The sequence below is a fragment of the Pseudomonas sp. FP2335 genome, assembly GCF_030687535.1.
Taxonomy (GTDB): Bacteria; Pseudomonadota; Gammaproteobacteria; order Pseudomonadales; family Pseudomonadaceae; genus Aquipseudomonas.
The window spans coordinates 4,007,336-4,026,925 of record NZ_CP117437.1 but is presented as its reverse complement, the minus strand read 5'-3'; the positions used below and the strand labels follow the sequence as shown (position 1 = coordinate 4,026,925).

The window sequence follows — 19,590 nt, the reverse complement described above, 5'->3', positions numbered from 1 at the left end:
GGCCTGTCGTTTTAGAGAACGACCGAGCGCTGGCGATGTTTAAGGACGTGGCGTGAAGGTGGGGGGGGGGCAGAGGGCCAGGATGAAAGGCTGCGGGATACCGTTGACAAATCTCGACAAGGTTCTCATAGTTTCAATAACGCAAACGTTTGCGAGATGTTTCCATGCAGGCGTTGCTCACAATAATCATAAGATCGGAGTGAACCCATGAAGCTGCCATTCGCTGGACGTCTTCTTGCTGTCGCTGTGCTGGCTGCCGCATCCGCCGCCTTACCTCTTTCCTCTGCATTTGCCGATGACGCCGCCGCCAAACCCAAGGTCGGCCTGGTCATGAAATCACTCGCCAACGAATTCTTTGTCACCATGCAAGACGGTGCCAAGACATATCAGAAAGAACACGCCGCCGATTTCGACATGATCACCAACGGGATCAAGAACGAAACCGATACCAGCGCGCAGATCGATATCGTCAACCAGATGATCCTCGCCAAGGTGAATGCGATCGTGATCGCCCCTGCCGACTCCAAGGCACTGGTCACTGTGCTGAAGAAAGCCTCGGATGCCGGTATCAAGGTCGTCAATATCGATAACCGCCTTGATCCGGACGTGCTCAAAAGCAAGCACCTCGACATCCCGTTTGTAGGCCCCGACAACCGCAAAGGCTCCAAGCTGGTGGGGGACTACCTGGCCAAGCATCTGGCAGCGGGTGACAAGGTCGGCATCATTGAAGGTGTGCCGACCACCACCAACGCCCAGCAGCGCACCGCGGGCTTCAAGGATGCGATGGACGCGGCCGGCATGAAGATCGTTTCTACCCAATCCGGTAACTGGGAAATCGATCAGGGCAACAAGATCGCCGCCGCGATGCTCAGCGAAACGCCAGACCTCAAGGCCTTGTTGGCCGGTAACGACAACATGGCCCTGGGCGCGGTCTCCGCTGTTCGCGCAGCCGGCAAGGCTGGCAAAGTACTGGTCGTAGGCTACGACAACATCGAAGCCATCAAGCCGATGCTGCAAGACGGCCGCGTCCTGGCGACCGCCGACCAGGCTGCTGCCCAGCAAGCCGTGTTCGGCATCCAGAACGCACTCAAGCTGGTCAAGGGTGAAAAGGTCGATGCCAAAGACGGCGTGATCGAAACCCCGGTCGAACTCGTCATCAAGCAGTAATCCTGGCAGCACCCAACAGCGCCCGTTCGTCCTGGACGGGCGCCTGGAGATTTTCCTATGTCATCTTCCGCCCCGAACGCTGTCCTCTCGGTCAGCGGTATCGGTAAGACCTATGCCCAGCCGGTTCTGTCCGACATCACCCTGACGCTCAATCGCGGAGAAGTACTGGCGCTGACCGGAGAAAACGGCGCAGGCAAAAGCACCTTGTCGAAGATTATCGGCGGGTTGGTCACGCCGACCACCGGGCATATGCAATTCAATGGTCAGGACTACCGTCCGGGCAGTCGTACCCAGGCTGAAGGGCTGGGGGTGCGCATGGTCATGCAGGAACTCAACCTGCTGCCGACGCTGACCGTCGCCGAAAACCTGTTTCTGGATAACCTGCCCAGCCACTGTGGCTGGATCAGCCGCAAGCAACTGCGCAAGGCCGCGATTGAGGCCATGGCCCAGGTCGGCCTGGACGCGATCGACCCGGACACCCTGGTCGGCAGCCTGGGTATCGGCCATCAACAAATGGTCGAGATCGCGCGCAACCTCATCGGCGACTGCCACGTGCTGATCCTCGATGAACCGACGGCCATGCTGACCGCCCGTGAAGTCGAGATGCTGTTCGAGCAAATCACCCGCCTGCAGGCTCGGGGCGTGGCGATCATTTATATTTCGCATCGGCTGGAAGAGCTCGCCCGTGTCGCCCAGCGCATTGCGGTGCTGCGTGACGGCAAGCTGGTGTGCGTCGAGCCAATGGCCAACTACAACAGCGAGCAATTGGTGACCTTGATGGTCGGTCGCGAGCTGGGCGAGCACATCGACCTGGGCCCGCGCACCATCGGCGATCCGGCCCTGACGGTAAAAGGCCTGACTCGCTCGGACAAGGTTCGCGACGTGTCCTTTGAAGTGCGCGCAGGCGAGATCTACGGCATCTCCGGCCTGATCGGCGCCGGTCGTACCGAGCTGTTGCGCCTCATCTTCGGTGCCGACCTGGCCGACAGCGGCACCGTGGCGCTCGGCTCGCCAGCCCGGGTAGTGAGCATTCGTTCGCCGGTGGACGCAGTGGACCATGGCATTGCGCTGATCACCGAGGACCGCAAGGGTGAAGGCCTGCTGCTGACCCAGTCCATCAGCGCCAACATAGCCTTGGGCAACATGCCGGAAATTTCCGGCGGTGGGGTGGTCAACAGCCGCAACGAAACGGCCTTGGCCAAGCGCCAGATCGATGCCATGCGCATCCGCAGTTCCAGTCCGGCGCAGTTGGTCTCTGAACTGTCCGGCGGTAACCAGCAGAAGGTGGTGATTGGCCGCTGGCTGGAGCGCGACTGCTCGGTGATGCTGTTCGATGAGCCGACCCGTGGCATCGACGTAGGTGCCAAATTCGACATTTATGCCTTGCTTGGTGAACTGACGCGCCAAGGCAAAGCGCTGGTGGTGGTGTCCAGCGACCTGCGCGAACTCATGCTGATCTGCGATCGCATCGGGGTGTTGTCCGCCGGGCGCTTGATCGAGACCTTCGAGCGCGACAGCTGGACCCAGGACGAATTGCTTGCCGCCGCCTTTGCCGGCTATCAGAAACGTGACGCGCTGCTGAACGACGCAGCGCTTAGGGATACCCCATGAAAACCACAATTTCCCCGGGCAAAACCGGCGGCAACTTCTACGGCCTGGGTACTTACCTGGGGCTGGCTGGCGCGTTGCTGGCAATGATTGCGCTGTTCTCGGTACTCAGCGATCACTTCCTGTCCTACGACACCTTCAGTACCCTGGCCAACCAGATCCCGGACCTCATGGTGCTGGCAGTCGGCATGACTTTCATCCTGATCATCGGCGGCATCGATTTGTCGGTGGGCTCGGTGTTGGCATTGGCGGCGTCGGCGGTCAGCGTGGCGATCCTTGGCTGGGGCTGGAGCGTCTTCCCCGCCGCCATACTCGGTATGGGCTGCGCCGCACTGGCGGGCACCATCACCGGTTCGATCACCGTGGCCTGGCGTATTCCGTCGTTTATCGTGTCCCTTGGCGTGCTGGAAATGGCCCGTGGCGTGGCGTACCAAATGACCGGTTCGCGTACCGCCTACATCGGCGACTCGTTTGCCTGGCTGTCCAACCCAGTGGCCTTTGGCATTTCACCGTCGTTCATCATTGCGCTGCTGGTAATCATCGTCGCCCAACTGGTGTTGACCCGTACGGTGTTTGGTCGTTACCTGATCGGTATCGGCACCAACGAAGAAGCGGTGCGCCTGGCCGGGATCAATCCCAAGCCCTACAAAATCCTGGTGTTCAGCCTCATGGGCCTGTTGGCCGGTGTGGCGGCGCTGTTCCAGATATCGCGTCTGGAAGCGGCGGACCCGAATGCTGGTTCTGGCCTTGAACTGCAAGTGATTGCGGCGGTGGTTATCGGTGGCACCAGCCTGATGGGCGGTCGCGGTTCGGTAATCAGTACCTTTTTTGGTGTGTTGATTATTTCGGTACTGGCCGCCGGTTTGGCGCAGATCGGTGCTACGGAGCCGACCAAGCGCATCATCACCGGTGCCGTGATCGTGATTGCGGTGGTCCTGGATACCTACCGCAGCCAGCGCGCCAGTCGGCGGGGCTGACCCATGGCAACGATCAAGGATGTGGCCGCGCTTGCAGGTATTTCCTACACCACGGTGTCCCATGTGGTGAACAAGACGCGCCCGGTCAGTGAGCCGGTGCGCATCAAGGTGGAAGCGGCGATCAAGCAACTCGACTACGTGCCTAGCGCCGTTGCGCGTTCGCTCAAGGCCAAGACCACTGCCACCATCGGCCTGCTGGTGCCCAACAGTCTCAACCCGTATTTCGCGGAGTTGGCCAGGGGCATCGAGGATTACTGCGAGCGTAACGGCTATTGCGTGATCCTGTGCAATTCCGACGACAACGCGGAAAAACAGCGTAACTATTTACGGGTGTTGCTGGAAAAGCGCATCGACGGCCTGATCGTGACGTCGGTGGGCGGCGACGACAGCGGCCTGGCCGCTGGCTTGAGCGCAGTACGCACGCCTATGGTGATTGTCGACCGGGCGCTGGACGGCATTGATGTCGATCTGGTGCGCATCGATCACGAGCAGGGCGCTTACCTGGCGACTCGGCACCTGCTTGAGTTGGGTCATCGGGACATCGCCTGCATCGGCGGCCCTGCGCACACCCGCGTCGCGCAGATGCGCCTGGCAGGCTACCACCGCGCGTTGCGTGAGGCAGGCGTGGACGTGGCGCCCGACCGTACCCAGGAAAGTGATTTCACCAGCACCGGTGGTTATGCCGCTGCCGTGCAATTGCTGGCGCAAAACCCGCCCAGCGCGATTTTTGCCAGCAACGATATGATCGGTTTCGGCGTGTTGCGTGCAGCTGCCGAGCGTAATATCCGTGTGCCGGGCGAGCTGTCGGTGATCGGTTTCGATGACATTCAAATGGGCCGCTACGTGTACCCGGCGCTGACCACGGTCGGGCAGTCGATCGTGCAACTGGGCGAGACGGCGGCCGAGCTTTTATTGCGACGAATTGCAACACCCCAACTGCCGATCGATCAACGCATCGTGACGCCGAGCATTGTGTTGCGCGAGTCCACGGCGCCCGTCGCCGGTGTGTTTGCCCAATACCGCTGAACCGAATTGATGAGTACTGATGTATGTCCGCAAACGTAGTGGTAATAGGCAGCTTGAACATGGACTTGGTCACCCGGGCCAGCCGGCTGCCCCGTGCCGGTGAAACCTTGATCGGCCAGACATTCTCCACAGTGCCCGGCGGCAAGGGCGCCAACCAGGCAGTGGCGTCGGCGCGGCTGGGCGCGCAGGTGGCGATGGTTGGTTGTGTCGGCAGCGATGCCTACGGCAGCGAGTTGCGTGATGCGTTGCTGGTCGAAGGCATCGATTGCCAGGCCGTCAGTACCGTGGAAGGCTCCAGCGGCGTGGCGTTGATCGTGGTGGATGACAGCAGCCAGAACGCCATCGTGATCGTCGCCGGCAGCAACGGCGCGCTGACACCCGACTCATTGCAGGCGTTTGACGCTGTGCTGCAGGCGGCCGACGTGATCGTCTGCCAGCTGGAGGTGCCGATGGACACGATCGGGCGTGCCCTGCAGCGTGGCCGTGAGCTGGGCAAGACCGTGATCCTCAACCCGGCGCCGGCCAGCGGCCCGCTGCCTGCCGAATGGTACGCCTCGATCGATTACCTGATCCCGAATGAAAGCGAAGCCACGGCGTTGAGCGGCGTGACGGTCGACTCCCTCGACAGTGCCAAGCTGGCCGCTACGCATTTGATCAAGGCGGGTGCCGGTAAAGTCATCATCACTCTGGGTGCCCAAGGTGCGTTGTTCGCCGACGGCCAGGGGTTTGAGCATTTGCTCGCGCCTAAGGTCAGGGCGGTGGATACCACGGCGGCCGGCGATACCTTTGTCGGTGGTTTTGCCGCCGCGCTGGCCAATGGCAAAAGCGAAGCCCAAGCCATCCGTTTCGGCCAGGTTGCCGCCGCGCTGTCGGTGACCCGTGCCGGTGCGCAACCCTCCATTCCCACGCTGCGCGACGTACAAGGTTTTGTACCCTCATGAAAAAGACGCCACTGCTTAATATCGCCTTGTCGCGCGTGATCGCCTCCCTGGGCCATGGCGACATTCTGGTCATCGGTGATGCGGGGTTGCCCGTGCCGCCGGGTGTCGAGTTGATCGACCTCGCGTTGACCCAGGGCATTCCTGATTTCATCAGCACGTTGCGTGTGGTGCTCAGTGAAATGCAGGTGGAAAGTCATGTGTTGGCGCAAGAAATCCTGCTCAAGCAACCGCCGGCGCTGGCGGATCTCAATACGCTCAATGGGCAGGCGGCGCTCGGTGAGCGGCGTCTGCTCAGCCATGAAGCGTTCAAGCAGCTCAGCCGTCAGGCGCGTGCCGTGGTGCGTACCGGCGAGTGCCAGCCGTATTGCAATATCGCGCTGGTGTCCGGCGTAACGTTCTAGCGTGTCCCAACAACAAGGAGTGTTTTATGCAACGTGGTCTTCCAACCCTGAGAAATCTGTTTCGGAGTGTTCTGCTCTTGTCCGCACTCACTGCAGCAAGCGCCCAAGCGGCGGAAAAGATCGATCTGATCATTGATACCGATCCCGGCGCCGACGATGTGGTGGCCTTGCTGTTCGCATTGGCTTCCCCGGAGGAATTGCAGATCCGTGCGCTGACCACCGTCGCCGGCAACGTGCGCCTGGACAAGACCTCACGCAATGCGCGCCTGGCCCGCGAGTGGGCAGGGCGCGAGGACGTTCCGGTCTATGCCGGTGCGCCGAAGCCGCTGCTGCGCACGCCGATCTATGCCGAGAACATCCATGGCAAGGAAGGTATCTCCGGGGTCACCGTGCACGAGCCGAAAAAAGGCCTGGCTGAAGGCAACGCCGTTGATTACCTGATCAAGACCCTGAGCACCGCCAAGCCCCACAGCATCACCATCGCCATGCTCGGCCCGCAGACCAACCTGGCACTAGCACTGACCCAGGCCCCGGAAATCACCCAGGGCATCAAGGAAGTGGTGGTGATGGGCGGCGCGCACTTCAACGGCGGCAATATCACGCCGGTGGCCGAATTCAACCTGTTTGCCGACCCGGCAGCAGCGGAGATTGTGCTCAAAAGTGGCGTGAAGTTGACCTACCTGCCGCTGGACGTGACCCACAAGGTGCTTACCAGTGAAGCGCGCCTGAAGAAGATTGCCGACCTGAACAGCAATGCCAGCAAGGTCGTCAGCAATATTCTCAACGAGTACGTCAAAGGTGACATGGAGCATTACGGCATCCCGGGTGGCCCGGTGCATGACGCCACGGTCATTGCCTATCTGCTCAAGCCTTCGTTGTTCAGTGGTCGTCAGGCCAACATGGTGGTGGACAGCCGCGAAGGCCCGACTTTCGGCCAGACCATCGTCGATTGGTACGATGGCCTGAAGCAGGAAAAGAATGTGTTCTGGGTTGAAAACGGTGATGCCCAGGGCTTCTTTGATCTGCTGACCGAGCGCCTGGCGCGCCTGAAATAACGCTTTCGGCGGTGTTGCTTACTCGCGCTCGGGGTCGTGTGCCCCCTTGTGATCGGCTGGGTATTTTTCGAATACCTGGCCGATGAACGCCTGCGCCGCCTGGGTGCCCAGCTCCTTGACCAACAGGTCGATGCCGATGATTGCCAATTCTTCCGGGCTTCCGGGGCTATAGGAGCTCTGTCCCAGGGGCCACTTGGCTTTGATGTCGGCTTGGAGCGTTACGGTGGTCATGGAAATCTCACGGGGCTGAAGTGCGGGGCGGCGCGCTGGAACGCGGCTTTTACGCGGGCAGTTAAGCATTTTGCGCCGCGTTTGGCACTGCTACTTAGGCATGAGGCAAGCGCTGTGCGACACTGCTCTCCTGTTTAATTGCCGGGGAACACCGCGTGCAGATCGATTTGAACAACCCCGAGAACCTGACACTGGCCGCTGTGCGCCAGTTGATTGCGAGTGCCAGTGACGACGAGCACACGCAGTTGCGGGTGACCAAGGCCGGTATTGCCTACATCTCCTCCGGCAGGGCCGTAGGTGGTGTGGAGATTGATGGTCTGTTGTTTCGCCTGGAGACCTGGGCCAAGGGGTCCGGATATGTCGGCAACGTGGCGGCCAGCGACGAGGTCTGGGTCACGCAGATTTTCAACGCCCTCAAGCAGAATTGGCCGAAGCCGCCGTTTGACTACATCGACATATACTGACTGCGTTCATATTTGGTGACGATTGACCTGGCGAATACCGCTTGAGAGTCAGGCAGACTTGCCCACCGGCGGTTTACGTCTTGAAACCAATCCGCCTCACAGCTGTCGCACGATCTCTGTCCATTTTTTTACATAGGAGGCTTCATGCCTTGGAAGCTCGCATCATTCGGTACTTTGTTGGCAGCACTCGCATTGGCGGGTTGCAGCACCCCGGGTGCCTCTGAGCCAGCCAAAGACGCCGCCGTGACCGATGCAGGTCATAGCCGCTGTGAGTCGAAGGCCGCCGAGTTCGCGATCGGCCAGAAAGCGTCTCCCCAGTTGCTGGAGCAGGCCCGTGCCCGCGCTGGTGCGCAGAACGCCCGGATTCTCAAGCCCAATGACATGATCACCCTGGAATACCGCTCCGACCGCCTGAACCTGAACACCGATGACAACCTGGTGATCACGCGCGTCAATTGTGGCTGATTGCTTCCAGCTTTTTGCAGCGCTCATAAAAAACCCCGTCACATGGACGGGGTTTTTTTAGCTCAGCGGAGAATTACTCGCCGCGAACCTGTGCAGCTTGCATACCCTTTTGGCCTTTCTCAGCCACGAAGGAAACGGTTTGGCCTTCTTTCAGGCTTTTGAAACCGTCGCTTTCGATAGCTTTGAAGTGTACGAACAGGTCGTCACCGCCACCTTGAGGAGTGATGAAGCCGAAGCCTTTTTCATCGTTGAACCATTTAACGGTGCCGGTTTGGCGATTAGACATGGTGTATCTCCAAGAAACATATATTTTCAGTAGTACTGTGCTGCTCAGGCCAACTGGGCACACTGGGCTATCATAGTCGAAATGTTCGGCTTGGGAGCCCCCCCAAGGCATTGTTTGCTAATCAATAGCGTTGCGTTTAGTGCTTTTTTCGACTGAAAGCCCCGATCTACGGGGCTTTCAGCCGAAATGTCAGCTGGTAAAAAAAGCCGTAAAAGCTGCGTAATTTGTATGAAATGGCTGTTTTTGGGCTGTTTTTTCGGCAAGACGACCGTCTGATCAGTGGTCGTTCTTACTTTTTCTTCACGACTTTGCAGGACGAAATCGCCGAGACCGCTTTGTTTTTGAGCTCGGGCTTGGCATCCGGGTTGCTCATCAACTCTTTGATTTCTGCCGTGGTCAATTCGGCATTGATCTTGTCGGCGCCGCATTCGCAATGGTCTTTGGCAGTTTTAGCGTCTACGTTCTGGCTGGCTGCAGCGCTGCAGTCTTTGACGAAGCTGTCGCGGGCGCCGGCCGGCCAGTTCGACGGGGCGGCTGCCTGTGCGCCAAGTGACAGGAGACTCAGGGAGGCGGCGAGAGCGAGGGTCGAGGTAAAACGCATCATGGGATGCTCCTTTGGGTCGGGGACAAACGGCAATTCTCAGGGGATTGGAGGTGGTGCGTACAGCTCAAGTTCCGTTTTGCAGCTATAAAGCCTGGAATTTGTCTTTACCAGGCATGGCGTCGGCGCGATGACCGTTCATCTGTGCTAGCATCGGTGCCCTGGCTATTTCCAGGTGTGCCATTTGCCGCCTTGCCATGTTCTTTTTAGCTCACTCCAGTCACTCTGGTTCGATTATCGGTTGGCCGAAAGGCTCCTGCCGCTGTAAGGCAGGCGTTCATCACTGAACGGCCTGGTATTGGATCTTGTACTGGCTCATCCCAACCCACGTGACCTTTGGTAGGGGTCACCACTAGGAGAGGAGGCGCCATGCCAACTATTACTCTTCCCGACGGCAGTCAACGTTCATTCGATCATGCGGTTTCCGTAGCCGAGGTCGCCGCATCCATCGGTGCCGGCCTGGCCAAGGCCACCGTCGCCGGCAAAGTCGACGGCAAGCTGGTTGATGCCAGCGACCTGATCACCAGCGACGCCAGCCTGCAAATCATCACGCCCAAGGACCAAGAGGGGCTGGAGATCATTCGCCACTCTTGCGCGCACCTGATTGGCCACGCGGTCAAGCAGCTTTACCCGACGGCGAAAATGGTAATCGGCCCGGTCATCGACGAAGGCTTCTATTACGACATCGCCTATGAGCGTCCTTTCACTCCGGACGACCTGGCCGCTATCGAACAGCGCATGCATCAGCTGATCGAAAAAGATTACGACGTGATCAAGAAAGTCACGCCGCGCGCCGAAGTGATCGACGTGTTCACCGCCCGTGGCGAAGACTACAAGCTGCGTCTGGTGGAAGACATGCCGGACGAGCAGGCCATGGGCCTGTACTACCACGAAGAATACGTCGACATGTGCCGTGGCCCGCACGTGCCGAACACGCGTTTCCTCAAGTCGTTCAAGCTGACCAAGCTGTCCGGCGCCTACTGGCGTGGCGACGCGAAGAACGAGCAGCTGCAGCGCATCTACGGCACCGCCTGGGCTGACAAGAAGCAGCTGGCCGCTTACATCCAGCGCATCGAAGAAGCCGAAAAGCGTGACCATCGCAAGATCGGCAAGCGCCTGAACCTGTTCCACCTCCAGGAAGAAGCGCCGGGCATGGTGTTCTGGCATCCGAACGGCTGGACCCTGTATCAGGTGCTCGAGCAGTACATGCGCAAGGTGCAGCGCGACAATGGCTACCTGGAGATCAAGACTCCCCAGGTCGTTGACCGCAGCCTCTGGGAGAAATCCGGGCACTGGGCCAACTACGCCGACAATATGTTCACCACTCAGTCGGAAAACCGCGATTACGCCATCAAGCCAATGAACTGCCCTTGCCACGTGCAGGTGTTCAACCAGGGCCTGAAGAGCTATCGCGAGTTGCCGATGCGCCTGGCCGAGTTCGGTGCCTGCCACCGTAACGAGCCATCGGGTGCGCTGCACGGCATCATGCGCGTGCGTGGTTTTACTCAGGACGACGCCCACATCTTCTGCACCGAAGAGCAGATGCAGGCTGAATCCGCTGCGTTCATCAAGCTGACCATGGACGTTTACCGCGATTTCGGCTTTACCGAAGTCGAGATGAAGCTGTCCACTCGTCCGGAAAAACGCGTCGGTTCCGACGAGTTGTGGGATCGCGCCGAATCCGCACTGGCCGCAGCGCTAGACAGTGCGGGCCTTGCGTACGATCTGCAGCCTGGCGAGGGGGCCTTCTACGGTCCTAAGATCGAGTTCTCGCTGAAAGATTGTCTTGGTCGTGTCTGGCAATGTGGTACTTTGCAGCTCGATTTTAACCTGCCGATCCGTCTGGGAGCTGAATACGTCTCCGAAGACAACAGCCGTAAACACCCGGTTATGTTGCACCGGGCGATCCTCGGCTCGTTCGAGCGGTTCGTCGGGATCCTGATCGAGCACTACGAGGGTGCATTCCCTGCGTGGCTGGCGCCGACCCAGGCAGTGATCATGAATATCACTGATAAACAGGCAGATTTTGCCGCTGAAGTTGAAAAAACTCTCAACGAAAGCGGATTTCGTGCCAAGTCCGACTTGAGAAATGAAAAGATCGGCTTTAAAATCCGCGAGCATACTTTGCTCAAGGTTCCCTATCTTTTGGTTATCGGAGATCGGGAAGTCGAGATGCAGACTGTCGCTGTGCGTACTCGTGAAGGTGCTGACCTGGGCTCGATGCCCGTCGCCCAGTTCGCTGAGTTCCTCGCGCAAGCGGTTTCCCGGCGTGGTCGCCCAGATTCGGAGTAATTATTATTAAGCGTGAAATGAGACAAGATAAACGAGCTGCACCGAAAGCCCCGATCAACGAGAATATCTCGGCACGCGAGGTTCGGTTAATTGGCGCTGACGGCGAGCAGATTGGCATCGTCTCGATTGATGAAGCGCTTCGTATCGCTGAAGAGTCCAAATTGGACCTGGTGGAAATCTCCGCCGACGCAGTCCCGCCTGTTTGCCGGGTGATGGACTACGGCAAATCGATCTTCGAAAAGAAGAAGCAGATTGCTGCGGCGAAGAAGAACCAGAAGCAGATTCAAGTAAAAGAAATCAAGTTTCGTCCAGGGACGGAGGAAGGGGATTACCAGGTAAAACTGCGCAACCTGGTACGTTTCCTGAGTGATGGGGACAGGGCCAAGGTATCCTTGCGATTCCGCGGCCGTGAGATGGCCCACCAGGAGCTGGGTATGGAACTCCTCAAGCGGGTTGAAGCTGACCTGCTCGAGTACGGTTCCGTCGAACAGCATCCTAAGATGGAAGGACGCCAGCTGATCATGGTCATCGCCCCGAAAAAGAAGAAGTAATCAACAGGGCACGGCAGGCCTTCTGATTATGTTTATCAACTGAATGCGGAGTATCCGAACATGCCAAAGATGAAGACTAAAAGTGGTGCTGCTAAGCGGTTTCTGAAAACTGCTAACGGTATCAAGCACAAGCACGCTTTCAAGAGCCACATCCTGACCAAAATGTCGACCAAGCGTAAGCGTCAACTGCGCGGTAGCAGCTTGCTGCATCCGTCTGACGTGGCAAAAGTCGAGCGCATGCTGCGCCTTCGTTAATTTTTGGATCAAGAATAGAGGAAGTAACTCATGGCTCGTGTAAAGCGTGGCGTCATTGCCCGTAAACGTCACAAAAAAATTCTGAAACTTGCTAAAGGCTACTACGGCGCGCGTTCACGCGTATTCCGTGTTGCCAAGCAAGCGGTAATCAAGGCAGGCCAATACGCTTACCGTGACCGTCGTCAGAAAAAACGTCAGTTCCGCGCTCTGTGGATCGCTCGTATCAACGCTGGTGCACGTGTTAACGGTCTGTCCTACAGCCGTTTCATCGCTGGCCTGAAAAAAGCTTCCATCGAGATCGACCGTAAGGTTCTGGCCGAACTGGCAGTGAACGAAAAAGCGGTGTTTGCTGCGATTGTCGAGAAAGCTAAAGCCACTCTGGCTTAAGTACCCCCGACAATCACCCTGGGCTGCTCCTGTAGCCCAAGGTGGTAAACGTCTTAAATAGGGGAAGAGCCTTCAAGCTCTTCCCCTATTTTGTATCTGGAGTCTGTACATGGAAAACCTGGACGCGCTCGTCGCTCAAGCTCTTGAGGCTGTGCAAAGCGCTGAAGATATCAATGCCCTGGAGCAAATCCGGGTTCACTACCTTGGCAAAAAGGGTGAATTGACTCAGGTGATGAAGACCCTGGGGAATTTGCCGGCTGAAGAGCGTCCGCAAGTCGGTGCGCTGATCAACGTCGCCAAGGAGCGTGTCACAGAGGTGCTCAATGCGCGCAAAGCGACGATGGAGGAGGCTGATCTTGCGGCCAAACTCGCCGCCGAGTCCATTGACGTAACCTTGCCTGGCCGTGGCCAGGCCTCGGGCGGCCTACATCCGATCACCCGGACTCTGGAACGTATCGAGCAGTTCTTCACCCACATTGGCTACGGCATTGCCGAAGGCCCTGAGGTCGAAGACGACTATCACAACTTCGAGGCGCTCAACATCCCAGGCCATCACCCGGCCCGGTCGATGCACGACACCTTCTATTTCAACGCGAACATGCTGTTGCGCACCCATACCTCGCCGGTACAGGTCCGCACCATGGAAGCGAACAAGCCGCCGATCCGCATCGTCTGCCCAGGCCGTGTGTACCGTAGCGACTCCGATATTACCCACTCGCCGATGTTCCACCAGGTCGAAGGCCTGCTGGTTGATCGCGACATCAATTTCGCCGACCTCAAAGGCACCATCGAAGAGTTCCTTCGTGTGTTCTTCGAGAAGGAGCTGGCGGTACGTTTCCGTCCATCGTTCTTCCCCTTCACCGAGCCATCCGCCGAAGTCGACATGGAGTGCGTGATGTGCAGCGGTAAAGGCTGCCGCGTCTGCAAACAGACCGGCTGGCTGGAAGTGATGGGCTGCGGCATGGTTCACCCCAACGTGCTGCGCATGTCCGGGATCGACCCGGAAGAGTTCTCGGGCTTTGCCTTCGGCATGGGCGTTGAGCGTCTGGCCATGCTGCGTTACGGCGTGAACGACTTGCGTCTGTTCTTCGACAACGACTTGCGGTTCCTCGCGCAATTTCGCTAGTCGTAACGAATCTTTAGGAGAGCAGGATGAAATTCAGTGAACAATGGCTGCGTGGCTGGGTAAACCCGCAGGTAGGTCGCGACGAGCTGGTTGCCCGTCTGTCGATGGCCGGTCTTGAGGTCGATAGCGTTACCCCGGCCGCCGGTGTTTTCAGTGGTGTGGTGGTGGGCGAGGTGCTGAGCACCGAGCAGCATCCGGATGCCGACAAATTGCGTGTGTGCCAGGTCAGCAATGGCGCGGAAACCTTCCAGGTCGTGTGCGGAGCGCCCAACGTGCGCCCGGGCCTGAAGATCCCGTTCGCCATGATCGGTGCCGAACTGCCGGGCGATTTCAAGATCAAGAAGGCCAAGCTGCGTGGCGTCGAGTCCAACGGCATGCTGTGCTCCCAGGCCGAACTGCAAGTAGGCGAGGGCAACGATGGCCTGATGGAACTGCCGGCCGACGCGCCAGTGGGTCAGGACATTCGCGTTTACCTGGAACTGGAAGACGCAAGCATCGAGGTCGACCTGACCCCGAACCGTGGCGACTGCCTGTCCCTGGCCGGTCTGGCCCGTGAAGTGGGCGCGTTGTACAACGTCCCAGTCACGCGTCCAACCGTCGCCGCTGTGCCAGCGGTACACGATGAAGTGCGCGCGATTGAAGTGCTGGCGCCAAACGCCTGCCCGCGTTACCTGGGTCGTGTGATCCGTAACGTCGACCTGTCCAAGCCGACCCCACTGTGGATGGTTGAGCGTTTGCGTCGCGCCGATGTGCGCAGCATCGACGCTGCCGTCGACATCACCAACTACGTGATGCTCGAGTTGGGCCAGCCGCTGCACGCCTTCGATCTCGCCGAGATCAACGGCGGCATCCGCGTACGTATGGCGGAAGAAGGCGAGAAGCTGGTACTGCTTGACGGCCAGGAAGTCAGCCTGCGTGCCGACACCCTGGTCATCGCCGACCACTCCCGCGCTCTGGCGATTGCCGGCGTGATGGGTGGCGAGCACAGCGGTGTGTCCGCGACCACACGTGACGTCTTTCTTGAAAGTGCGTTCTTCGACCAGATCGCCATCGCGGGCAAGGCGCGTTCCTACGGCCTTCACACCGATGCCTCGCACCGTTACGAGCGTGGTGTGGACTGGAAGCTGGCCCGTGAAGCCATGGAGCGCGCCACTGGCCTGCTGCTGGAAATCACTGGCGGCGAAGCCGGCCCGATCACCGAAACCGTCAACGAACAGTACCTGCCGTCCGTTGCGCCGATCACCCTGCGGGCCAAAAGCGTTGAGCAAATGCTTGGCCTGGTGATCGAGCCGGCTGAAATCGAGCAACTGCTGTCGGCCCTGGGCCTGGCGATCTCCGTGAGTGGGGAAGGGCAGTGGCACGTTGAAGTGCCAAGTCATCGTTTCGACATCAGCCTCGAGGTCGACCTGATCGAAGAGTTGGCCCGCCTGTACGGCTACAACCGCCTGCCGGTTCGTTACCCACAAGCGCGCCTGGCACCACAACCCAAGGCCGAGGCGCGCGCGCACCTGCCTGAGTTGCGTCGTCTGCTGGTTGCCCGTGGTTATCAGGAAGCGGTGACCTACAGCTTCATCGATCCGAAGCAGTTCGAACTGTTCAACCCAGGCGTCGAGCCGCTGTTGCTGGCCAACCCGATTTCCAACGACATGGCTGCCATGCGTTCGTCCCTGTGGCCAGGCCTGGTGAAAGCACTTTCCCACAACCTGAACCGTCAGCAAGATCGCGTGCGCATGTTCGAAAGCGGCCTGCGTTTCGTCGGCCAACTGGATGGTTTGAAGCAAGAGCCGATGCTGGCTGGCGTGGTGTGCGGTAGCCGCCTGCCGGAAGGCTGGGCGCAGGGCCGCGATGCCGTGGACTTCTTCGACGTCAAGGCTGATGTAGAAGCGGTATTGGGCTTTGCTGGTGCGCTGGATGCATTCAGCTTTGTACCCGGCAACCACCCGGCGTTGCACCCAGGCCAGACAGCGCGCATCGAGCGTGAAGGTCGTTTGGTTGGTTTCATCGGTGCCATTCACCCTGAATTGTCGAAAACCCTCGGTCTTGATCGTCCGGTCTTCGTCTTCGAACTGGTCCTGGCGGAAGTTGCCGCGGGCAAGATGCCGAAGTTCAGCGAGCTGTCGCGCTTCCCTGAAGTGCGCCGCGACCTGGCGCTGATCGCCGACCGTGAAGTGGCCGCCACTGCTGTCCTGGATGTAATCCGTGAAAATGCAGGGGAATGGCTGACAGACCTCAGGCTATTTGACGTCTATCAGGGTAAAGGTATTGATCCGCATAGAAAAAGCCTTGCAGTTGGCTTGACCTGGCAGCATCCATCGCGCACTCTTAATGACGATGAGGTGAATACCACGACACAAAATATCCTCACCTCGCTCGAACAAAGGTTGAACGCCACGTTAAGGAAGTGACGTATGGGGGCTTTGACGAAAGCTGAGATGGCGGAACGTCTGTACGAAGAGCTGGGTCTGAACAAACGCGAGGCCAAGGAATTGGTCGAGCTGTTTTTTGAGGAAATCAGACACGCTCTGGAAGACAACGAGCAGGTCAAGTTGTCCGGTTTCGGCAATTTCGACCTGCGGGACAAACGCCAGCGGCCTGGCCGCAATCCAAAAACGGGAGAAGAAATCCCGATCACGGCTCGCCGTGTGGTCACCTTTCGTCCAGGGCAGAAGTTGAAGGCCCGAGTTGAGGCTTATGCTGGAACCAAGTCATAACGACGAGCTACCCGTCATCCCAGGCAAACGCTACTTCACCATTGGTGAAGTCAGCGAGCTCTGTGCGGTAAAACCGCACGTGCTGCGCTATTGGGAGCAGGAGTTTCCTCAACTCAACCCCGTCAAACGCACCGGGAACCGTCGGTATTATCAGCGCCAGGATGTGCTGATGATCCGACAGATCCGCGCGTTGCTGTATGACCAGGGGTTCACCATCAGCGGTGCGCGCCAGCGTATGTCCGGCGATGAAGCCAAAGACGACACCACCCAATACAAGCAAATGATCCGCCAGATGATCGCCGAGCTCGAAGATGTGTTGGTGGTTTTGAAGAAGTGATACCGGCTTTTAAAATACTTCCACATTTCAAAAGCTTGCGGTATATTCCGGATTGCTTCGTCAAGAAGCGAACCCAGTAACACGCCTAGTCGGGGCGTAGCGCAGTCCGGTAGCGCACTAGCATGGGGTGCTAGGGGTCGAGTGTTCGAATCACTCCGTCCCGACCATTATTCCTGAGTAAAATCAGACACTTAAGCCGATCAGATAGATCGGCTTTTTTGTGCCTGCGCAAAACCCGCGCAAAACTACCCTGTGATTTCGCTGATATTCAGGTCCGCAATTGCCTCGGACCAGATGATTTCATCGTGGTCACGCTGGTAGTTCTTGGTCATGCCCTCGCTGGCATGGCCTGCGATCTTCTGCCCATCCTTACCGGCTTTTTTGTACAGGTGCAGCGACAGCGCGCGCACTTCATGGAAGCCCGGCATCTCTTCTTCCTTCCATCCCGCGTAGCAGTTCGCAGCCTCCCTAGCCTCCTTGAATACTCGCGTCAAATACCTCTCCTCAACCTTCGTCCAGTGGTCCTTTGTCGCGTCTTCGCCGTTTTAAGCTTTTTGCGAGCATCTGGTGATAGCTCAATCTCAACACCTAAGTAGGCAATCCAGCTTCCGTCTGCCTGCAGTTCAAGGGCTGCCAAGTGCGTCCTGTCCTGTAAATGCCAGGTGAAAAGGATGTCGCCGAAACGAAAGGTCTCGCATCGCGGCCTGCTTGAAGGCCGTTTTCAGAATGATGTAGCTATTGATTGGGCCAGCTGCATGTCTGACATGAGCGGAGAAGGATAGGTCGAATGGTAGTATCTGGATGCCTGCTCAAACTCTGCGCCACGAATCTCGCCGTCTGAACCAATGAATGCCAGGGCGTCGGTCTTGGCTGACTTGAAGATCTTCGGCGGCTCGGTCGTGAGAGATGTGGTCGCGCCAATTAAAATGGTCGGCGCGGAGATTGTGAGAAATACCGCGGCAGCGATAGGGTTGGCACCATCACCTGATACGGCTGGTGTGCTGATAGACACCAAGAGGGCAATTGCCAGAGTCTTCCATGAATCCATTCTTCGATGCTTCCATTGCGATCTGAGGGCACCACCTTAGCAGGGTAGGGGATCGCCAGATACAAGAAGCCCGGGACAGGGCCGGGCTGTACACCCAGGCTTGTAGCAGTCGCGAATCTCATGCTTTGGCAGATGGCGCATCTTTGATCCTCACAATCCTTCCCGCCTTCACCTCATCTGCATAACCCACCAGCCTGTCGGCTTCCTCATAGAGCGTGCCCACCAAACCCATCAGGGCTATGGCATTGGCATCGCTGAGTAGGCTGGCCAACCTATCCAGGTCGACACAGGACTGCTCAAGGTCGAAGTCGATGGCCTTCAGGTCGCGGCGCAGTCGCTGGTTTGGCTTTGTGAGCGCCATTAGGCTTACTTAAAGTCACATTGCTACTTTGCAAATTACCGACTGCCACATGCCCGTGATGAGTGGCGCCGACCTTGCTCGGGCGATACGTAAAGGCGCAGTTGTTGGTCGAATGCTGCCAGGCATTGCCGGCCTGCCCAACCGGCATCAGTTATCCAAGCAACGCCTGTGCTTGCGCCAACGTCACTCGCGGCACCACTGCCTCCGGAATCCTCGAACAATCCGAAAGGTTATAAACCCTGAACCCATCCCCAATGACCTTCTCGGACATCAACTCAAACGACGGCAATATCCGCGTGTGATAGTGCTGGTCCAGCCCGCAAGGGGAGTTGATGCCCTCCCGCTTTTCGTAAAACCTTCCCGATTTCTCGTTCAGATCCACCCCCACCAAAAACACCTTGGAAAACCCCAGATGATAGGCCAGCTGCAAGGCCAGGTAAGCCACGGTGCGTGCGTCAAAGAAGCCCTCGCTCATGTCCTTGCTGAACCCAACAGGCCGCTGGCGAAATCCCGGCAACGCATGATTGGCGACCAGCGCCTCATGCTTGCCCAGAACAGCGTCGAGCCAGGACGGGCGTTTTGCCTTGGATAGCGGATACATCCGTCCGGTAGGACGAATGCCCGACGAACGTGCGTGATCTTCCCAAAGTGCCACGTTCTGGCTGACAGCCATCGCGTACTTGAACAACTCCGGCTGTTGCTCGGAAAAGCTCTTGTCGGTGCAGGCGTAAAAACACGGTTTAACGCCGGTATCCATAAACATCGAAATAGCGCCATTCATCGTGATCATCGGCACGTGGGCAAACTGTTCGAGTGGAAACGACTTGGCCGACATGCCGGACGCGATGATGAACACAGGCCCGGTGCGGGTGTTTCGACAGGCGTCAAAATCGTGCAGAGTCAGCTGGGATCGCCGTGATCCCGACGCTGCTGCATACAAAGCCTGCTGACTGTCGCGGGCAGGCGTGGTGTCGACGAGGGACAACGGTTTCATCGGACCCAACCATGCAATAAAGTAAAAATGTGTATAGGGTCGGATCTTAGGGGGCTCGGATAATTCAATTGATGAAGAAAACTATATAAACCCCCGCTCAAAACGACTGCCCATAGAGAACTGGAAAATCTGCTTGTCCGCTCCCACATTGGGTGTGTACCCGCCCCGACAACGCTACCGTTCGGCACAGTATTGGGGCAGCCGCTGGGCTATTCGGTAGCACAACCCGCCTTCCTTGCCTGCATGTCCGTAAGCAGAGCATGCCGGTTACTTTCTTTAAATCAGTGACTTAATCCGGCTACACAG

23 protein-coding genes, 1 tRNA gene and 1 pseudogene are annotated in these 19,590 nt (G+C 58.2%); 18 read left to right on the top strand and 7 right to left on the bottom strand.

Going from position 1 to position 19,590, the window contains the following annotated elements; genetic code table 11:
- Positions 1–207: 207 nt before the first annotated feature.
- The 7 genes from PSH81_RS17980 to PSH81_RS17950 are packed head-to-tail and all read left to right on the top strand — an operon-like array spanning position 208 to position 7,175.
- Positions 208–1,167: a sugar ABC transporter substrate-binding protein gene (locus PSH81_RS17980; RefSeq protein WP_226455121.1), complete on the top strand. Its 960-nt coding sequence runs from the start codon at positions 208–210 to the stop codon at positions 1,165–1,167.
- Positions 1,168–1,224: 57 nt separating this feature from the next.
- The gene (locus PSH81_RS17975) at positions 1,225–2,778 is read left to right on the top strand and encodes a sugar ABC transporter ATP-binding protein (protein WP_226455122.1); all 1,554 of its coding nucleotides are present in this window, start codon (positions 1,225–1,227) and stop codon (positions 2,776–2,778) included.
- Positions 2,775–3,752, top strand: coding sequence for an ABC transporter permease (locus tag PSH81_RS17970; protein ID WP_226455123.1), 978 nt, complete (start codon positions 2,775–2,777; stop codon positions 3,750–3,752). The genes PSH81_RS17975 and PSH81_RS17970 overlap by 4 nt, the downstream gene beginning before the upstream one ends.
- 3 nt (positions 3,753–3,755) lie before the next feature.
- A complete protein-coding gene (locus PSH81_RS17965; protein WP_192296818.1) occupies positions 3,756–4,778 on the top strand; it encodes a LacI family DNA-binding transcriptional regulator in 1,023 nt (340 codons plus the stop codon).
- A gap of 23 nt (positions 4,779–4,801) precedes the next feature.
- The gene (rbsK, locus tag PSH81_RS17960; protein WP_226455124.1) at positions 4,802–5,719 is read left to right on the top strand and encodes a ribokinase; all 918 of its coding nucleotides are present in this window, start codon (positions 4,802–4,804) and stop codon (positions 5,717–5,719) included.
- Positions 5,716–6,120, top strand: a complete 405-nt coding sequence (rbsD, locus tag PSH81_RS17955; protein WP_192296816.1) for a D-ribose pyranase — start codon at positions 5,716–5,718, stop codon at positions 6,118–6,120. The genes rbsK and rbsD overlap by 4 nt, the downstream gene beginning before the upstream one ends.
- Positions 6,121–6,146: 26 nt before the next feature.
- Entirely contained in the window at positions 6,147–7,175 is a 1,029-nt protein-coding gene (locus tag PSH81_RS17950; protein WP_192296815.1) for a nucleoside hydrolase, read from the top strand.
- A gap of 18 nt (positions 7,176–7,193) precedes the next feature.
- On the opposite strand, the gene PSH81_RS17945 is transcribed toward PSH81_RS17950, so the two are convergent.
- Entirely contained in the window at positions 7,194–7,406 is a 213-nt protein-coding gene (locus PSH81_RS17945; RefSeq protein ID WP_192296814.1) for a hypothetical protein, read from the bottom strand.
- Positions 7,407–7,561: 155 nt separating this feature from the next.
- On the opposite strand from PSH81_RS17945, the gene PSH81_RS17940 reads away from it, so the two are divergent.
- On the top strand, positions 7,562–7,870 hold the full coding sequence (locus tag PSH81_RS17940; RefSeq protein ID WP_192296813.1) for a hypothetical protein: 309 nt from the start codon (positions 7,562–7,564) through the stop codon (positions 7,868–7,870).
- Positions 7,871–8,014: 144 nt separating this feature from the next.
- Positions 8,015–8,335 (top strand): I78 family peptidase inhibitor, encoded by a 321-nt coding sequence (locus PSH81_RS17935; RefSeq protein WP_192296812.1) that lies wholly within the window; start codon positions 8,015–8,017, stop codon positions 8,333–8,335.
- Positions 8,336–8,408: 73 nt separating this feature from the next.
- Here the strand turns inward: PSH81_RS17935 and PSH81_RS17930 are convergent, their stop codons facing one another.
- Both PSH81_RS17930 and PSH81_RS17925 read right to left on the bottom strand, forming a co-directional pair.
- Positions 8,409–8,621 carry a cold-shock protein gene (locus PSH81_RS17930; RefSeq protein WP_003234260.1) on the bottom strand — a complete coding sequence of 71 codons (213 nt, stop codon included), beginning with the start codon at positions 8,619–8,621 and terminating at the stop codon, positions 8,409–8,411.
- 289 nt (positions 8,622–8,910) lie between these two features.
- Entirely contained in the window at positions 8,911–9,225 is a 315-nt protein-coding gene (locus tag PSH81_RS17925; protein ID WP_192296811.1) for a hypothetical protein, read from the bottom strand.
- A gap of 366 nt (positions 9,226–9,591) precedes the next feature.
- Here PSH81_RS17925 and thrS point away from each other — a divergent pair, with 366 nt between their 5' ends.
- The 9 genes from thrS (at position 9,592) to PSH81_RS17880 (ending at position 17,048) form a co-directional block, all read left to right on the top strand.
- A complete protein-coding gene (gene thrS / locus PSH81_RS17920; protein WP_192296810.1) occupies positions 9,592–11,514 on the top strand; it encodes a threonine--tRNA ligase in 1,923 nt (640 codons plus the stop codon).
- Positions 11,514–12,065 carry a translation initiation factor IF-3 gene (gene infC / locus PSH81_RS17915; protein ID WP_169850653.1) on the top strand — a complete coding sequence of 184 codons (552 nt, stop codon included), beginning with the start codon at positions 11,514–11,516 and terminating at the stop codon, positions 12,063–12,065. Before thrS ends, infC begins: the two co-directional genes overlap by 1 nt.
- A 60-nt stretch (positions 12,066–12,125) precedes the next feature.
- Complete coding sequence (gene rpmI, locus PSH81_RS17910; protein ID WP_002553160.1) at positions 12,126–12,320, top strand: 50S ribosomal protein L35; 195 nt, start codon at positions 12,126–12,128, stop codon at positions 12,318–12,320.
- 30 nt (positions 12,321–12,350) lie between these two features.
- The gene (rplT, locus tag PSH81_RS17905) at positions 12,351–12,707 is read left to right on the top strand and encodes a 50S ribosomal protein L20 (protein ID WP_003174975.1); all 357 of its coding nucleotides are present in this window, start codon (positions 12,351–12,353) and stop codon (positions 12,705–12,707) included.
- Between the two features lie 109 nt (positions 12,708–12,816).
- Complete coding sequence (gene pheS / locus PSH81_RS17900; RefSeq protein ID WP_017737822.1) at positions 12,817–13,833, top strand: phenylalanine--tRNA ligase subunit alpha; 1,017 nt, start codon at positions 12,817–12,819, stop codon at positions 13,831–13,833.
- A gap of 26 nt (positions 13,834–13,859) precedes the next feature.
- Positions 13,860–16,238, top strand: coding sequence for a phenylalanine--tRNA ligase subunit beta (gene pheT, locus PSH81_RS17895; protein ID WP_305391222.1), 2,379 nt, complete (start codon positions 13,860–13,862; stop codon positions 16,236–16,238).
- 3 nt (positions 16,239–16,241) lie between these two features.
- Positions 16,242–16,544 carry an integration host factor subunit alpha gene (gene ihfA / locus PSH81_RS17890; RefSeq protein WP_002553164.1) on the top strand — a complete coding sequence of 101 codons (303 nt, stop codon included), beginning with the start codon at positions 16,242–16,244 and terminating at the stop codon, positions 16,542–16,544.
- Complete coding sequence (locus PSH81_RS17885; protein ID WP_010209127.1) at positions 16,525–16,881, top strand: MerR family transcriptional regulator; 357 nt, start codon at positions 16,525–16,527, stop codon at positions 16,879–16,881. Before ihfA ends, PSH81_RS17885 begins: the two co-directional genes overlap by 20 nt.
- Positions 16,882–16,971: 90 nt before the next feature.
- Positions 16,972–17,048: transfer RNA gene (locus PSH81_RS17880), tRNA-Pro, on the top strand.
- Positions 17,049–17,126: 78 nt separating this feature from the next.
- On the opposite strand, the pseudogene PSH81_RS17875 reads toward PSH81_RS17880, so the two are convergent.
- The 4 genes and pseudogenes from PSH81_RS17875 to PSH81_RS17860 form a co-directional block, all read right to left on the bottom strand.
- Positions 17,127–17,411, bottom strand: a pseudogene (locus PSH81_RS17875) (integrase); the annotation flags it as partial.
- 191 nt (positions 17,412–17,602) lie between these two features.
- A complete protein-coding gene (locus PSH81_RS17870) occupies positions 17,603–17,929 on the bottom strand; it encodes a DUF2388 domain-containing protein (protein WP_226455129.1) in 327 nt (108 codons plus the stop codon).
- A gap of 118 nt (positions 17,930–18,047) precedes the next feature.
- Positions 18,048–18,290 (bottom strand): hypothetical protein, encoded by a 243-nt coding sequence (locus PSH81_RS17865; RefSeq protein WP_305391221.1) that lies wholly within the window; start codon positions 18,288–18,290, stop codon positions 18,048–18,050.
- 151 nt (positions 18,291–18,441) lie between these two features.
- On the bottom strand, positions 18,442–19,284 hold the full coding sequence (locus PSH81_RS17860) for a lipopolysaccharide biosynthesis protein (protein WP_305391220.1): 843 nt from the start codon (positions 19,282–19,284) through the stop codon (positions 18,442–18,444).
- Positions 19,285–19,590: the final 306 nt, after the last annotated feature.

Excerpts from the sequence above, each read along its gene's own strand:
- PSH81_RS17980 (WP_226455121.1), top strand. The coding sequence starts at position 208 with ATGAAGCTGCCATTCGCTGGACGTCTTCTTGCTGTCGCTGTGCTGGCT.
- PSH81_RS17975 (WP_226455122.1), top strand. The coding sequence starts at position 1,225 with ATGTCATCTTCCGCCCCGAACGCTGTCCTCTCGGTCAGCGGTATCGGT.
- PSH81_RS17970 (WP_226455123.1), top strand. The coding sequence starts at position 2,775 with ATGAAAACCACAATTTCCCCGGGCAAAACCGGCGGCAACTTCTACGGC.
- PSH81_RS17965 (WP_192296818.1), top strand. The coding sequence starts at position 3,756 with ATGGCAACGATCAAGGATGTGGCCGCGCTTGCAGGTATTTCCTACACC.
- rbsK (WP_226455124.1), top strand. The coding sequence starts at position 4,802 with ATGTCCGCAAACGTAGTGGTAATAGGCAGCTTGAACATGGACTTGGTC.
- rbsD (WP_192296816.1), top strand. The coding sequence starts at position 5,716 with ATGAAAAAGACGCCACTGCTTAATATCGCCTTGTCGCGCGTGATCGCC.
- PSH81_RS17950 (WP_192296815.1), top strand. The coding sequence starts at position 6,147 with ATGCAACGTGGTCTTCCAACCCTGAGAAATCTGTTTCGGAGTGTTCTG.
- PSH81_RS17945 (WP_192296814.1), bottom strand. The coding sequence starts at position 7,406 with ATGACCACCGTAACGCTCCAAGCCGACATCAAAGCCAAGTGGCCCCTG.
- PSH81_RS17935 (WP_192296812.1), top strand. The coding sequence starts at position 8,015 with ATGCCTTGGAAGCTCGCATCATTCGGTACTTTGTTGGCAGCACTCGCA.
- PSH81_RS17930 (WP_003234260.1), bottom strand. The coding sequence starts at position 8,621 with ATGTCTAATCGCCAAACCGGCACCGTTAAATGGTTCAACGATGAAAAA.
- PSH81_RS17925 (WP_192296811.1), bottom strand. The coding sequence starts at position 9,225 with ATGATGCGTTTTACCTCGACCCTCGCTCTCGCCGCCTCCCTGAGTCTC.
- thrS (WP_192296810.1), top strand. The coding sequence starts at position 9,592 with ATGCCAACTATTACTCTTCCCGACGGCAGTCAACGTTCATTCGATCAT.
- rpmI (WP_002553160.1), top strand. The coding sequence starts at position 12,126 with ATGCCAAAGATGAAGACTAAAAGTGGTGCTGCTAAGCGGTTTCTGAAA.
- rplT (WP_003174975.1), top strand. The coding sequence starts at position 12,351 with ATGGCTCGTGTAAAGCGTGGCGTCATTGCCCGTAAACGTCACAAAAAA.
- pheS (WP_017737822.1), top strand. The coding sequence starts at position 12,817 with ATGGAAAACCTGGACGCGCTCGTCGCTCAAGCTCTTGAGGCTGTGCAA.
- pheT (WP_305391222.1), top strand. The coding sequence starts at position 13,860 with ATGAAATTCAGTGAACAATGGCTGCGTGGCTGGGTAAACCCGCAGGTA.
- ihfA (WP_002553164.1), top strand. The coding sequence starts at position 16,242 with ATGGGGGCTTTGACGAAAGCTGAGATGGCGGAACGTCTGTACGAAGAG.
- PSH81_RS17885 (WP_010209127.1), top strand. The coding sequence starts at position 16,525 with ATGCTGGAACCAAGTCATAACGACGAGCTACCCGTCATCCCAGGCAAA.
- PSH81_RS17870 (WP_226455129.1), bottom strand. The coding sequence starts at position 17,929 with ATGGATTCATGGAAGACTCTGGCAATTGCCCTCTTGGTGTCTATCAGC.
- PSH81_RS17865 (WP_305391221.1), bottom strand. The coding sequence starts at position 18,290 with ATGGCGCTCACAAAGCCAAACCAGCGACTGCGCCGCGACCTGAAGGCC.
- PSH81_RS17860 (WP_305391220.1), bottom strand. The coding sequence starts at position 19,284 with ATGAAACCGTTGTCCCTCGTCGACACCACGCCTGCCCGCGACAGTCAG.